The following is a 13,767-nucleotide window of genomic DNA, read 5'->3' as shown; positions in this document are numbered from 1 at the left end:
CGCTCCTGGCACGAGAATTGGGGGTCCTGTCATGGCATTCCGTCACCTCAACGAGCTCCCGCTGGGCGACAAGGTCTTCAGGGTCGAACTGGCCAGCGAGGACGACCGCGAAGTCACCCTCACCCTGACCGGCTGGCGCGAGGGCCACGCCGCCAGCCCACTGGCCTCCGGCCGGCTGCGCCTGCCGGTGGAGGACGTGGCCAACCTGCGGATCGCCCTGAACCGGGCGCTGCGGGCGCTGGCGATCGTGGCCGACGTCTCCGAGCCCATCCCCGACCGCGACGTGCTGCGCGAGCTCTACCCCGGCCACGGCGCCCCCTGGGTGCCGCAGCACGAGGAGGAGCTGACCCGGCGGTTCCACGAGGGCGAGACCGTCGCCCGGATAGCCGCCCGGTTCGGCCGCACGCCCGACTCCGTCCGGACCAAGCTGCGCGAGCTGGGCCACGACCCGCGCCGGCCCGAGTACTGCCCGCCCGACGGCTGCCTGTCCTGGTCCCGGTACGCCTCGCCGGCCCTGCTCGGCGCGGCGGCCGAGGAGTAGTCCGCGACCCCCGTCCCGCCAGGTGCCCCCTCCGGTCCGACCGGCAGGGGGCACCGCCGTATAGCGTGGTCGGGCAGCGAAGAGGCAGCGCAGAAGAGAGGCGGCCCACCCACCATGACCCGCGTGATCGCCGGGGCGGCCGGCGGCCGCCGACTGGCCGTACCGCCCGGCCGGGGCACCCGTCCCACCTCCGACAAGGCCCGGGAGGCGATGTTCTCCACCCTGGAGTCGCTGCGCGGCACGATGGCCGGGGCCCGGCTGCTGGACCTGTTCGCCGGCTCCGGTGCGGTGGGCCTGGAGGCGCTCTCCCGCGGCGCCGGGCACGTGCTGCTGGTGGAGGCGGACCAGGCGGCCGCCCGGGTGGTGCGGGCCAACGTGCAGACGGTCGCGCTGCCCGGCGCCGAGGTGCGGGCCGAGCGGGCCGAGCGGGTGGTCGCCGGAGCGCCCCCGCAGACCCCCTACGACCTGGTCTTCCTGGACCCGCCGTACGTGCTGCCGGACGCCGAGCTGCGCGAGATGCTGATCACACTCCGGGCCGGGGGCTGGATCACCGACGACGCACTCGTCACCGTGGAACGCAGCACCCGGGGCGGCGAATTCGGCTGGCCCGGGGGCTTCGAAGGACTCCGCTCGCGCCGTTACGGCGAGGGCACGCTCTGGTACGGACAGGCAGTCTGACCGTACCGGCCAGGACCACCCGCCGGGCCACCCACCGAAAAGGACACCACCCTCATGCGCCGCGCCGTCTGCCCGGGTTCGTTCGACCCGATCACCAACGGTCACCTCGACATCATCGAGCGGGCCTCGCAGCTCTACGACGTGGTGCACGTCGCGGTGCTGATCAACAAGAACAAGTCGGGCCTGTTCAGCGTGGACGAGCGGATCGCGCTGATCGAGGAGGTCTGCGAGCAGTACGGCAACGTGCAGGTGGAGTCCCACCACGGGCTGCTGGTGGACTTCTGCCGCGACCGCGGCATCCCGGCCATCGTCAAGGGCCTGCGCGCGGTCAGCGACTTCGACTACGAGCTGCAGATGGCGCAGATGAACCGCGGCCTGACCGGGGTGGAGACGCTCTTCGTGCCCACCTCGCCGACCTACAGCTTCCTCTCCTCCACGCTGGTCAAGGAGGTGGCCTCGTACGGCGGGGACGTCTCGCACCTGATCCCGCCCGCGGTGCACCAGCGGTTGATCGACCGGCTCGCCGAGCGAGCCGCCGGGTAGCTGGCGGCGGCAGCGGGATTCTGACGTACAGTCTGTATCCCCGCCTTGCGGTACTCACGGAAAGACAGAAGACCCGTGGACGTGCAGAACAGAGTCGACGACATCATCGCCGTGGTCGAGAACGCCCGAGCGATGCCGATGTCGGCCTCCTGTGTGGTCAACCGCGCCGAGCTGGTCGCGCTGCTGCGCGGCCTGCGCGAGGAGCTGCCGGCCGAGCTGGCCCAGGCCCAGTCCGTGATGGCCGACCACGAGCAGATGGTGGCCGGCGCCCGTGACGAGGCGGACCGGATCATCCAGGGTGCGCACGCCGAGCGCGGGTCGCTGATCTCCGACACCGAGGTGGTCCGCCGGGCTCAGGCCGAGGCGGACCGGATCCTCGCCGAGGCCCGGACCGAGGTCCAGGCCAAGCGCGAGGAGGCGGACGACTACGTCGACAGCAAGCTGGCCAACTTCGAGGTGGTGCTCACCAAGACGCTCGGCGCGGTCGGCCGCGGCCGGGACAAGCTGCGCGGCGAGGGCGGCTACGAGGCGGAGGACGGCGAGGAGTTCCAGCCGCACGCCACCCCCAGCCCCGAGGTGGACGAGTACGTCGACGCCAAGCTGGCCACCCTGCAGGCGGTGCTGAGCGGCACCCTGGAGGCGGTCGGCCGGGGCCGGGACAAGCTGCTCGGCAAGAAGCCGATCGACGAGCTGGCCGCCTACCTGGCCGCCGCCGACGAGGCGCAGCAGCTCAAGGACCGGGCCGAGGCGGTGGCGGCGGGCTTCGCCGACGGCGAGGAGGAGCGGCCCTGGTACCGCGAGGAGGAACCGGCCTGGCCGGAGCAGACCCCCGCGCAGGCCGGCTGGCAGGCCGCCCCGGGCGAGGTCGGTTACGACCACGGCTACCAGCAGCAGGGCCAGGAGTACCAGCAGCAGCCGGTCGCCTACCAGGACGCCTACGGCGGCGGCTACGACCCGAGCACCGGCCAGTACGCCGGCCACCCGGGCTACGAGGGCTACCCGCAGCCGCAGCAGGCCGACCCGTACGCGGCCGGCTACGGCTACCCGCAGGAGCAGCAGCACGGCTACCAGCCGGTGCCGCAGCAGCAGACCGGCTACCAGCAGGACTACGGCTACCACCAGCCGCAGCCCGCCCACCAGCCGCAGGCCGCCGCGCAGGCCGCGCTGGACGAGACCAGTTTCTTCGACACCAGCATGATCGACATGACCCGGCTGCGGGAGCTCGGCGGCCGTTGAGCGGGGCCGAAGTTGGGCCTGGGCCTGCTCTCGGGTAGTCTGACACCTCCGGCCTTGGGATGCCGACCGTTCGGCTGCCCGCGCACCGAGTGCACCGGGCGCCGGACCGCCCCCGCGATACAACCGTGCAGCGCAGCGATGCGCCCGCCGTCAGGAAGTCAGGAACCGTGAACCGCCTCGACCACCGCGACCCACTCGTGTTCGACACGCACGAGCTCGGCCGTCGCCCGGGCTCGATGCGCACGGTGGAACGGACCCTGCAGGCGCCCGAGGCGTTCGGCATCGAGGACGTGATCGGCGTCCCGGTGGGCAGCGAGATGGCGCTGGAGCTGCGGCTGGAGTCGGTGGTCGAGGGCGTCCTGATCACGGGCTCCGCCGAGGTGCACGTCGCCGGCGAGTGCGTGCGCTGCCTGGAGCCGGTCGAGGACGACCTCGACGTGGAGTTCCAGGAGCTGTACTACTACCCGGAGACCGACGAGCGCGGCCGGGTGTCCTCCCAGGACGAACTGTCCGAGGAGGACGAGGAAGAGACTTACCGGTTGGAGGGCGATTTCTTCGACCTCGAACCGGTGCTGCGTGACGCGGTGGTGCTCGCACTGCCGCTGCAGCCGGTGTGCCGGGAAGACTGCCTGGGCCTGTGCTCCGAGTGCGGGGCGCTGCTCAACGAGGACCCGGACCACCACCACGACGCCGCCGACCCCCGGTGGGCGGCTTTGCAGGGACTCTCCGCCGGCCACGGCGACGAGGGTGACGAGAACAGCGACACCCGTGAGGGTCTCGCCGAGAACCAGGAGAAGTAGCCGTGGCTGTTCCGAAGCGGAAGATGTCGCGCAGCAACACGCGCCACCGCCGTAGCAACTGGAAGGCGGTCGCTCCCGCGCTCGTCGCGTGCGACCGCTGCCACGAGCCGAAGCTCGCGCACATCGCGTGCCCGAGCTGCGGCACGTACAACCGTCGCCAGGTCCTCTCGGTCTGATCGGCGGGGTGCATCGATCGATGTCGGACGGTAACTCCTCCCGCAAGTCGTCTCCCGGCAACGGGGTGAAGGGCGGCGGGCCGGCCTCGACCGCATACGACGTCCTGGAAGGGCGCCTCGGGTACACACTCGAGCGCGCCCTTCTGGTACGTGCCCTGACGCACCGTTCATTCGCCTACGAGAACGGCGGACTGCCCACCAACGAGCGCCTGGAGTTCCTCGGCGACTCGGTGCTGGGCCTGGTCGTCACCGACACCCTCTACCGGATCCACCCGGACGTGCCCGAGGGCACGCTGGCCAAGCTGCGCGCCGCGGTGGTCAACTCCCGCGCGCTCGCCGAGGTGGGCCGCGGCCTGGAGCTGGGCGCCTTCATCCGGCTCGGCAAGGGCGAGGAGGGCACCGGCGGCCGCGACAAGTCCTCGATCCTGGCGGACACCGTCGAGGCCGTGATCGGGGCGATCTACCTCGACCAGGGCCTGGACTCGGCGACCGAGTTCGTGCACCGGCTGTTCGACCCGCTGATCGCGGAGTCCTCGCAGCTGGGCGCCGGCCTGGACTGGAAGACCAGCCTCCAGGAACTCACCGCCTCGGTGGGCATCGGCGTACCGGAGTACGTGGTCGAGGAGTCCGGTCCGGACCACGAGAAGACCTTCAACGCGGCGGCCAAGGTGGCCGGCGAGGCCTTCGGCAGCGGCACCGGCCGCTCCAAGAAGGAGGCCGAGCAGAAGGCCGCCGAGAGCGCCTGGCGCGCGATCAAGGCCAAGTACGGGGACAACCCCGCCGCGCCCGCCGCCTGAGGAGGCGCGCCGTGCCCGAACTCCCCGAAGTCGAGGTGGTCCGGCGCGGCCTGGCCTCCTGGGTGAGCGGCCGCACCGTCGCCGAGGTGCAGGTCCTGCACCCGCGCGCGGTGCGCCGGCAGACCGGCGGCGGGGTCGACTTCGCCGACCGGCTGACCGGTCGCACCCTGGGGGCCGCCGAGCGCCGCGGCAAGTACCTGTGGCTGCCGGCCGGCGAGGGCCTGGCGATGCTCGGCCACCTCGGGATGAGCGGGCAGCTGCTGGTGCAGGACCCGGCCACCCCCGACGAGACCCACCTGCGGGTGCGGCTGCGGTTCGCCGACGGCGGGCGCGAGCTGCGCTTCGTCGACCAGCGCACCTTCGGACACCTGGCGGTGGAGGAGACCGACCCCGCCGGGCTGCCGCTCTCGCTGGCGCACATCGCCCGCGACCCGCTGGACCCGCGCTTCGACGACGAGGCCTTCCTCGCCGCGCTGCGGGCCAAGCGGACCACGGTCAAGCGCGCGCTGCTCGACCAGTCGTTGATCAGCGGGGTCGGCAACATCTACGCGGACGAGGCGCTGTGGCGCTCCAAGCTGCACTACGACCGGCCGACCGGCACGCTGACCCGCCCGCTGGCCGCCGCGCTGCTGGCCAACGCCCGGGACGTGATGAACGCGGCGCTCGCCGTCGGCGGCACCAGCTTCGACAGCCTCTACGTCAACGTGAACGGCGAGAGCGGCTACTTCTCCCGCTCGCTGGACGCCTACGGCCGCGAGGGCGAGCCCTGCTACCGCTGCGGCACCCCGATCCGGCGGGCCGCCTGGATGAACCGGTCCAGCTACTTCTGCCCGCGCTGCCAGCGGGTGCCGCGCCAGCGCACCGACTGAGGCCCGCGGCCCGGCCGCCGGGCTCAGTGCGCCGCCGGCTCCGGTGACCTGGACTCCAGCTGCAGGGCGCCCTCGCCCTCCCCGTAGTGCGCCACCGCGACCGCGCCGGCCACCGCCAGCACGAAGCCGAGCAGGCCCAGCCAGGCCAGCCCGTCCCGGGTGGCGTCGCCCAGCCAGACCACGCCGACCACGCCCGGCACCACGGTCTCGCCGACCACCAGCGCGGCGGTGGCCCCGTTCACCGAGCCGATCTGCAGCGCGACGGTGTGCAGGTACATCCCGCCGATGCCGCCGACCAGGATCGCGTACAGCGCCGGGTCGCCGAGCAGCCGGCCCAGGTCGAAGGGGTCGACCCCGTCCAGGATCCGCACCCCGATGCCGAGCGCGCCGAAGCCGAGCCCGGAGAGCAGGCCGGCCACGATCGCGCCGCTGCGCCCGAGCCGGCGCACCAGCAGCGAGCCGCCGGCGATCAGCACCACCGAGATCAGCAGCAACCACCAGTGGGTCGCCATCGGGGTGGTCCCGGTGCCCTCCGGTCCGGCGGCCACCGCCAGCATCACCAGCGCGCCGCAGACCACGCCGATCGCGGCCCACTCCGGGCGCTTGAGCCGGATCCCGAGCAGCTTGATCGAGCAGACCGCGGTGATCACCAGGTTGGCGCTGATCACGGTCTGCGAGAGGAAGAGCGGCAGCAGGCGCGCGGAGAGCGCGCCGAGCAGGAAGCCGACGAAGTCCAGCACCGTGCCGAGCAGGAACTCCCAGGTGACCACGGCCTTGGCGGTGGAGCTCAGGCTCGGGCCGCCGTGCTCGGTGAGCTGGTCCGGTTCGGCGCGCTCGGCCTCCGCGCGGGCCGAGCGGCGCGAGCCGACGGCCTGCAGCACCGAGCCGACGCCGTAACAGGTGGAGGCGGCGACGGCGGTCACCAGGCCGATGATCACAGAGACTCCTGATCGGGTGGGTTGATCCCACTATGCCCTGTCGGCGGGGGTTCCCCGAACCCCGGCCGTCAGTCGACGCAGGGGATGCCGCCCATCTTCACGGCCGGGCCCTGCATCGGCAGGCCGACGGCCGGATCGGCCGGTCCGGAGGCGGACGGACCGGCCGGTCCGGCGCCGCCGGCGGGGGGCGGGGCGTACCCGGTGCCCAGGGTCACCTGGACGTGGCCGGCCCGCACCGCGGTGCCGGGGGAGGCGGTCACGCCGTAGCGGGCGGCGACCTGGTCGGCGGCGTCCTTCTCGCCGGCCCCGTAGGTCACCGTGGTCCTCGCCTGGTGCGGGCCCTGACCGGTCCGGCCCTCGGTGAAGCCCATGGCGACCAGCGACTTGAGCTCGTTGGCGGCCGCACCCGGGACGGCGGAGGTGTTGGTGACGTCCACCGTGCCGGTGGCCCTGGCCGCCGCCGGCGACTGCGCGGCGGGGCTGCTCGGCGCGGCCGGCGCGGCGGGGGCCGAGCCGTTCTCCACCGGGTCGCCGGACACCGGGGTCGGGTCGTGGCCGATCAGCTGCTGCACGATCCGCTTGATCTGCACCGGGTCGACCTTGTTGACGTCCTGGCCGTTGACGGTGGCGAAGCCGGCGATCGGCAGGGTGTTGGCGACCACGTGGCCGCCGGACAGGTTCGGGGCCTGCTGGGCGAAGTCCAGCACGTCCCACTGGTCGTCCGTCACCACGTCCTTCTTGACCACGTCGAACAGCTGCTGCATCTTCCCCAGGTCGCCGACCACACCCTGGTCCTTCAGCTTCTTCACCACCGAGGAGATGAAGGCCTGCTGACGGTGCGTCCGGTCGAAGTCGCCGCCGGCCAGGTTGTGCCGCTGGCGGACGAAGGAGAGCGCCTGCGAGGCGTTGAGGGTGTTCAGGCCCTGGTGGAAGTCGGCGCCGGAGCCCTGGCCCTCGATGGCCGGGTCCTTGGTGTCGTGGTTGAGGCAGACGGTGATCGGCTGGACCGCCTTGGCGATGTCGTAGAAGCCGACCAGGTTGACCTCGGCGAAGTGGTCGATCGGCACGCCCAGGAAGCTCTGCACGGTGGCCAGGGTCGCCTTGCGCCCCGCCTCGCGGCCCTGCCGCTCCAGGTCCGCCTTGGACAGGCCCTTGGGGGCCTTGGCCTCGAACATCGACTTGGCGATGCCGTAGGCCTCCTTGATCTTGTGCATCTTCCCGTCGGCGCCCACCGTCTGGACGTAGTCGTCGCGCGGCACCGAGAGCGCGGTGACCTGGCCGCCGTTGGCCGGGATGTGCATCAGCATCAGGGTGTTGGTGTTGTAGCCGCCGACCTCGCTGCTGGAGCCGGCGTGCAGCTCGTCCTGGACGAACTCGCCCGGCAGGTCGTTGCCGTTCATGTCCTTGCGGCTGTCCAGGCCGATCAGCAGCAGGTTGACCGAGTTGTCCAGGTGCGGCGGGGCCGACTTCTTGATGTCGTCCAGCGCGCTGGAGGTGGTCATCCCGCTGCGCAGGTCGGTCACCGCGTACCAGGCGACCCCGCAGGTGACCAGCACCGCCAGCGAGGTGGCGCAGGCGACGGTGCGGCCCGCCACCAGCAGCGGCCTGCGGGCGGCGCGGGGCGGCGCCGGTCGGCGCCGGTCGGTGGGGCGGTCAGCCACGGCGGGACCCCTTCCGCTCGCGCAGCAGCCGGACCAGCACGACCAGCAGGGCCGCGCCCAGTGCCCAGGCCATGGTGGGGAAGGCGGCGGAGGCCCAGCGGGCGGCGCCGGTGGCCAACTGCTTGGTGTCGGCGTACTCGTCCCGGTGGGCCAGGTACTCGGCGCCGGTGTAGCTCGCCAGCACGACCGGGGCGACCGAGCTGAGCACCCACCACCAGCCGGCCCGGGTGGCCATCTGTGCGGCGAGGGCGAAGCCGAGCACGGTGAGCACCGCCCAGCCGGTGCCGGGGGAGTCGCCGAGCAGTTCGCCGCCGAGCGCGCCGAGCACCGGCAGGCCGAGCGCGGTGGCGACCACCACGCCCGGGGTCGGCCGCCGGGTGCGCGCCCGGCCCGCCGCGCGGGTGGCCGCGCGGCCCCCGGAACGGCTCTCGTGCCCCTGGAACGCCGGGTCCGACTCGCGGCGGGGTGCCGGTACCGGACCGTGCCCCCCGCCCCGTGGGCGGCGCTGGTCCGCAGCGTCCCCGGGGATCACCCGCTGGCCTGCCATGTCCCCTACCTCGTCCGGTCAGCCGGTCCGCCCGGCGGTCGAGCCGGCCGTGGCCGACTATGACAGTTGCGCAATCTAGCAAGCATTCGGACGACGTCGGAGGGCCGGGTGGTTCCGGAAGGTCGGACTGTAACGCTTGCGTAAGAGAACAACATTTGATCCGACTTTGCCAAGATCTTGGTTGACATCCTAACCACCGTGTCCAGCAGCGAAGTTGGCGGCTCGCTGGGCGACCCGCGGCGCCCGCGCGGAGCCGTTGCCCCCCAAGGGAAGGACGGGGCGGGCGGTAGCTTCTGTTGCATGAGAATCGTTCTTCGCCGTTCCTGGGCGCGCGGTCCGGCCGTCGCCCTGGCGACGCTGCTCGGGCTGCTCCTCCTGCTCGTCCCCGGCTCCGCCGTCGCGGCCGGCGGACTCGACGATGCCGCTGCCTCCCTCAAGCAGGGCAAGGTCTACGTGGACCCGGTCATGACCGGCCAGTTCTCCCAGGCCCAGGCCGACGCGCTGACCAAGAAGATCAAGGACGCGGACAAGCCGATCATGGTGGCCGTGGTGCCGGCCGCCGCGCCGTACCCGGCGCTGGACTCCCTGGTCACCGACCTGCGGACCAAGGCCGGCATCACCGGCGTCTACGCCGTCTTCCGCGGCACGCAGTTCGCGGTCCGCGCCGACCGCTCGGTGATGGCCGCCTCGACCGTCACGAACTACGGCCGGGCCGCCTACGATTCGCACCACGGTGACATCAACGGCACACTGACCGATTTCGTCACCAACGTCTCCCCGAAGGTCAAGGGCCACGCCCCGGGCTCCTCCGGCTTCAGTGCGGCCCTCCTCGTGGTCCCGCTGGTGCTGCTGCTCCTGGTCGGCGGCGGGGTCTTCTGGCTGGTGCGGCGCTCGCGCAAGCGCAAGGCCGCGCAGCAGGCCGAGGAGCTGCGCAAGCTGCGCACCGTGGTGGACGAGGACATCACCGCCTTCGGCGAGGAACTGGACCGGCTCGACTTCAGCCCCGGCGCCCCCGGCGCGGACGACGCCCAGCGCGCGGACTACACCCGGGCCCTGGACGCCTACGAGACCGCCAAGAAGACGATGGACGCGGCGAAGAAGCCGGAGGACGTCAAGGCGGTGACCACCGCCCTGGAGGACGGTCGGTTCTCGCTGGCCACGCTGGCCGCCCGGCGGGAGGGCCGGCCGCTGCCGGAGCGCCGCCCGCCGTGCTTCTTCGACCCGCGGCACGGGCCCTCGGTGCAGGACGCCGACTGGGCGCCGGCCGGCGGTGCGGCCCGCCGGGTGCCGGTCTGCGCCGCCGACGCGCAGCGGCTGGCCACCGGGCTGGACCCGGCGATCCGCACCGTGCAGACCGACCAGGGTCCGCAGCCGTACTGGAACGCCGGTCCGGCTTACGGCCCGTGGGCCGGCGGCTACTTCGGCGGCTACGGCTCGGGCCTGCTGCCCGGCCTGCTGATCGGCACCGTGCTCGGCGAGGCCTTCTCCGGCGGCCCCGCCTACGGCTACGGCGGCGGCTACGAGGGGGGCGGCTACGAGGGCGGCGGCGACTGGGGCGGCCACGAGCGCTACGAGGGCGGCGACTTCTCCGGCGGCGACTTCAGCAACAGCGACTTCGGCGGCGGTGGCGGCGACTGGGGCGGCGGGGGCGACTTCGGCGGTGGCGGTGGTGGCGACTTCGGCGGCGGGGACTGGTAGTCCCGGGCCGTCCGGGTTCCATACGGTTTGATACTGGAACCCGCTGTGGCAGGGTTGGCGGTGTGACCGCCAGCCCTGCCCTGCCGTTGGACCCCGCCGAGCTGCCCGGCCGACCCTGCGCGGTCGCCGCCGCCCTGCAGGTGCTGGGGGAGAAGTGGGCGCTGCTCGCGGTCCGCGAGCTGTTCTACGGCAACCACCGGTTCGACCGGATCGCCCGCAACACCGGCGCCCCGCGCGACCGGCTCACCGTCCGGCTCCGCGCGCTGGAGGAGGCCGGGGTGGTGGAGCGCCGCCCGTACCAGGAGCGCCCGGTGCGCCACGAGTACCACCTCACCGAGGCCGGCCTGGAGCTCGCGCCGGTGATCCAGGCGCTGCTGCAGTGGGGCGACCGCTGGGCCGTGGTGACGCCGCCGGTGGTGCTGCACCACCACGCCGACCGGCCGGACGAGCACCCGCTGGACGTCGCGTGGGTCTGCCGCACCTGCGGCGAGGAGGTGGCTCCGGGCTCGCAGCGCCTGGAGGTGCGCTCGCCCGGCTGGGACCGGTCCGGTCCGCTGGAGCCGGGCGCGCAGCGGCGGGGATAATCGTCGGGTGCAGCAGAACGTCCGAGTCACCGCCTGGGTGCGCGGCAAGGTCCAGCAGGTCGGTTTCCGCTGGTGGACCAGGGCCCGCGCGCTGGAGATCGGCCTGACCGGCTACGCGAGCAACCTCGGCGACGGCCGGGTCCAGGTGGTCGCCGAGGGCGACCGGGCCGACTGCGAGCAGCTGCTCGCCCTGCTGCGCGGCCCGGACACGCCCGGCCGGGTCACCGGCGTGACGGAGATATGGGGAGCCCCCGGCGCCGGCTATCCGACCTTCGAGATCCGCTGATCGGGCCCACTGCGCCCGCCGGGTGACGGTGGACCCGACGTTTCCCGTTGAACGGTTGCGCCGTAGCTGATCTCGTGGTTGACTCCGCATCGAGCAGTGATCCACCGGATGCCGGTGGTGATCGTCGCTGCCCATGGCGTGAGTCGACCGCCATGCAGGTGACAGCGGCGTTGTAGCACGCGGTGATCGTGTTGACCCGTACGGTCTTTGGTGAGACGCTGGAAGCCCGCGCACGCGACGGCGATTTTCGGGCAGGGTCGTGCCCTGTGGCCGCACATCCACAGTGTCTGACCTGTTGTGCCCAGCCAGCACTGCCCCTTGTCGTGCAGCGCGTGCGTCATCCCTTCCCCTCGACCACACCGTTCTGGTTCGGTCACTCAGCGTGGAGGACCATCAATCATGGCAAAGGCGCTTCTCGGGTACGTCGGCGGCCCCGACCCGCGAATGCTGTCCGAGATGCGGCGGCTTCAGCAGCGCGTCCAGGACCTGGAGGCCGAACTCGTTCGGATGCAGGCCGAGAACGACGCTCTCGTCGCTGTCGCCGACGAGCACTCGCTGCTCGACAGCATCGACCTCGGATCCCGGGAGCCCGCGCTCACCTGATCCGGGAATCGAATCGACCGGCCTCTTTCGACCGGCCGATTTTGCCGCGCACCGACGCGAACACCCTCGGGACGCGATCATTGGGACGCCTTGACCGGCGTCCCTTCGTCGTTCCCGGTACGGCGCCCCCACCCCGTCAGGTCTTCCTGAGGCTGCCCACGGCCCGGCCGGACGAAACCGTGCCGGGGCGGCGGATACAGTCGGCCGGGTGCACCTCAAGAGTCTGACGCTGCGGGGCTTCAAGTCCTTCGCCTCGGCCACCACGCTCCGGTTCGAACCGGGGATCACCTGCGTGGTCGGGCCGAACGGCTCGGGGAAGTCGAACGTGGTCGACGCGCTCTCCTGGGTGATGGGCGAGCAGGGCGTCAAGTCGCTGCGCGGCGGCAAGATGGAGGACGTCATCTTCGCCGGCACCAGCGGGCGGGCCCCGCTGGGCCGCGCCGAGGTGAGCCTGACCATCGACAACACCGACGGCGCGCTGCCCATCGACTACGCCGAGGTGACGATCAGCCGCACCATGTTCCGCAACGGCGGCAGCGAGTACGCGATCAACGGGGACACCTGCCGGCTGCTGGACATCCAGGAACTGCTCTCCGACTCCGGCATCGGCCGGGAGATGCACGTGATCGTCGGCCAGGGGCGGCTCGACTCGGTGCTGCACGCCGACCCGATGGGCCGGCGCGCCTTCATCGAGGAGGCCGCCGGGGTGCTCAAGCACCGCAAGCGCAAGGAGAAGGCGCTGCGGAAGCTGGACGCGATGGCGGCCAACCTCAACCGGGTCCAGGACCTGGTGGCCGAGCTGCGCCGCCAGCTCGGTCCGCTGGGCCGGCAGGCCAAGATCGCCCGCCGGGCCGCCGGGATCCAGGCCGAGCTGCGCGACGCCCGGCTGCGGCTGCTCGCCGACGACCTGCTGGCGCTGCGCCGGGCGGTGCAGGCCGAGGTGGCCGACGAGCTGGCGCTCAAGCTGCGCCGGGCCACCGTGGAGCAGGAGCTGCTGACCGCCCGCCAGCGCGAGGCGGTGCTGGAGGCCCAGGTGGAGCAGCTCGGCCCGCGGCTGGAGGCCGGGCGGCAGGCCTGGTACCGGCTCTCCGCGCTGGTCGAGCGGACCCGCGGGACGATCGGGCTGGCCGAGGCCCGGATCCGGCACGCCACCAGCGGGGCCGGCCCCGAGGAGCGGCGCGGGCGCGACCCGGAGGAGCTGGCGGCCGAGGCCGAGCAGATCCGCGAGGAGGAGGCCGCGCTCACCGAGGCGCTGGAGGAGGCGCAGTACGCGCTGGCCGAGGCGGTCGAGCGGCGCGCGGAGCTGGAGCGCGAGCTGACCGCCGAGGAGCAGCGGCTGCGGGCCGCCGCCCGGGCCGCCGCCGACCGGCGCGAGGGGCTGGCCCGGCTGCAGGGCCAGGCCGCGGCCGCCGCCTCCCGGGCGGCCGGGGCCCAGGCCGAGATCGACCGGCTGGCCGCGGCCCGGGACGAGGCGCTGGAGCGGGCCGCGGCCGCCGCCACCGAGTTCGACCTGCTGCAGGAGCGGGTGGCCGGACTGGAGAGCGGCGACGAGCGGCTGGAGGACGAGCACGAGCTGGCCCGCGGTCAGCTGGCCGCCGCCGAGAGCGCCCTGAGCGCCGCGCGCGAGGCGGCGGGCGCGGCCGACCGGGAGCGGGCCGCCCTGACGGCCCGTCACGAGGCGCTCTCGCTCGGCCTGCGGCGCAAGGACGGCAGCGGCGCGCTGCTGGCCGCCGCCGACCGGCTGGTCGGCGTCCTCGGTCCGGCCGCCGGACTGCTCACCGCGGCCCCGGGCCACGATACGGCGCTGGCG

The 13,767-nt window shown here is 73.1% G+C and carries 16 protein-coding genes; 13 read left to right on the top strand and 3 right to left on the bottom strand.

Annotation, left to right across the window (positions count from 1 at the left end):
* Positions 1 to 31 precede the first annotated feature (31 nt).
* The 8 genes from ACFW1A_RS11000 (at position 32) to mutM (ending at position 5,640) form a co-directional block, all read left to right on the top strand.
* Entirely contained in the window at positions 32 to 541 is a 510-nt protein-coding gene (locus ACFW1A_RS11000; RefSeq protein ID WP_380407402.1) for a hypothetical protein, read from the top strand.
* 114 nt (positions 542 to 655) lie between these two features.
* Positions 656 to 1,219, top strand: coding sequence for a 16S rRNA (guanine(966)-N(2))-methyltransferase RsmD (rsmD, locus tag ACFW1A_RS10995; RefSeq protein ID WP_380407400.1), 564 nt, complete (start codon positions 656 to 658; stop codon positions 1,217 to 1,219).
* A 54-nt stretch (positions 1,220 to 1,273) separates the two neighbouring features.
* The gene (coaD, locus tag ACFW1A_RS10990) at positions 1,274 to 1,762 is read left to right on the top strand and encodes a pantetheine-phosphate adenylyltransferase (protein WP_380407398.1); all 489 of its coding nucleotides are present in this window, start codon (positions 1,274 to 1,276) and stop codon (positions 1,760 to 1,762) included.
* 81 nt (positions 1,763 to 1,843) lie between these two features.
* On the top strand, positions 1,844 to 2,998 hold the full coding sequence (locus ACFW1A_RS10985) for a cell division initiation protein (RefSeq protein WP_380407396.1): 1,155 nt from the start codon (positions 1,844 to 1,846) through the stop codon (positions 2,996 to 2,998).
* 167 nt (positions 2,999 to 3,165) lie between these two features.
* Complete coding sequence (locus ACFW1A_RS10980) at positions 3,166 to 3,798, top strand: YceD family protein (RefSeq protein WP_380407394.1); 633 nt, start codon at positions 3,166 to 3,168, stop codon at positions 3,796 to 3,798.
* A gap of 2 nt (positions 3,799 to 3,800) precedes the next feature.
* Positions 3,801 to 3,974, top strand: coding sequence for a 50S ribosomal protein L32 (gene rpmF, locus ACFW1A_RS10975; RefSeq protein ID WP_030275709.1), 174 nt, complete (start codon positions 3,801 to 3,803; stop codon positions 3,972 to 3,974).
* A gap of 20 nt (positions 3,975 to 3,994) precedes the next feature.
* A complete protein-coding gene (rnc, locus tag ACFW1A_RS10970; RefSeq protein ID WP_380407392.1) occupies positions 3,995 to 4,771 on the top strand; it encodes a ribonuclease III in 777 nt (258 codons plus the stop codon).
* Positions 4,772 to 4,782: 11 nt separating this feature from the next.
* Positions 4,783 to 5,640, top strand: coding sequence for a bifunctional DNA-formamidopyrimidine glycosylase/DNA-(apurinic or apyrimidinic site) lyase (gene mutM / locus ACFW1A_RS10965; protein WP_380407390.1), 858 nt, complete (start codon positions 4,783 to 4,785; stop codon positions 5,638 to 5,640).
* A gap of 23 nt (positions 5,641 to 5,663) precedes the next feature.
* On the opposite strand, the gene ACFW1A_RS10960 is transcribed toward mutM, so the two are convergent.
* From ACFW1A_RS10960 to ACFW1A_RS10950, 3 genes are all read right to left on the bottom strand, one after another.
* Positions 5,664 to 6,578, bottom strand: coding sequence for a hypothetical protein (locus ACFW1A_RS10960; protein ID WP_380407388.1), 915 nt, complete (start codon positions 6,576 to 6,578; stop codon positions 5,664 to 5,666).
* A gap of 68 nt (positions 6,579 to 6,646) precedes the next feature.
* Positions 6,647 to 8,239, bottom strand: coding sequence for an LCP family protein (locus tag ACFW1A_RS10955; RefSeq protein ID WP_380407386.1), 1,593 nt, complete (start codon positions 8,237 to 8,239; stop codon positions 6,647 to 6,649).
* A complete protein-coding gene (locus ACFW1A_RS10950; protein WP_380407384.1) occupies positions 8,232 to 8,786 on the bottom strand; it encodes a DUF6542 domain-containing protein in 555 nt (184 codons plus the stop codon). The genes ACFW1A_RS10955 and ACFW1A_RS10950 overlap by 8 nt, the downstream gene beginning before the upstream one ends.
* Positions 8,787 to 9,086: 300 nt before the next feature.
* On the opposite strand from ACFW1A_RS10950, the gene ACFW1A_RS10945 reads away from it, so the two are divergent.
* The 5 genes from ACFW1A_RS10945 to ACFW1A_RS10925 form a co-directional block, all read left to right on the top strand.
* Entirely contained in the window at positions 9,087 to 10,484 is a 1,398-nt protein-coding gene (locus ACFW1A_RS10945) for a hypothetical protein (RefSeq protein ID WP_380407382.1), read from the top strand.
* A gap of 62 nt (positions 10,485 to 10,546) precedes the next feature.
* The gene (locus ACFW1A_RS10940; protein WP_380407380.1) at positions 10,547 to 11,068 is read left to right on the top strand and encodes a winged helix-turn-helix transcriptional regulator; all 522 of its coding nucleotides are present in this window, start codon (positions 10,547 to 10,549) and stop codon (positions 11,066 to 11,068) included.
* Positions 11,069 to 11,075: 7 nt separating this feature from the next.
* Positions 11,076 to 11,354: an acylphosphatase gene (locus tag ACFW1A_RS10935; RefSeq protein ID WP_380407378.1), complete on the top strand. Its 279-nt coding sequence runs from the start codon at positions 11,076 to 11,078 to the stop codon at positions 11,352 to 11,354.
* Between the two features lie 399 nt (positions 11,355 to 11,753).
* A complete protein-coding gene (locus ACFW1A_RS10930) occupies positions 11,754 to 11,957 on the top strand; it encodes a hypothetical protein (protein WP_380407376.1) in 204 nt (67 codons plus the stop codon).
* A gap of 208 nt (positions 11,958 to 12,165) precedes the next feature.
* Positions 12,166 to 13,767: chromosome segregation SMC family protein (locus ACFW1A_RS10925; RefSeq protein WP_380407375.1), on the top strand; the 1,602-nt coding region annotated here is incomplete at its 3' end.

The sequence above is a fragment of the Kitasatospora sp. NPDC058965 genome (assembly GCF_042741245.1).
In the GTDB taxonomy this organism is placed as follows: Bacteria; Actinomycetota; Actinomycetes; order Streptomycetales; family Streptomycetaceae; genus Kitasatospora.
Note: the sequence above shows the minus strand (reverse complement) of the source record. Positions and strands in the feature narration are given on the sequence as shown.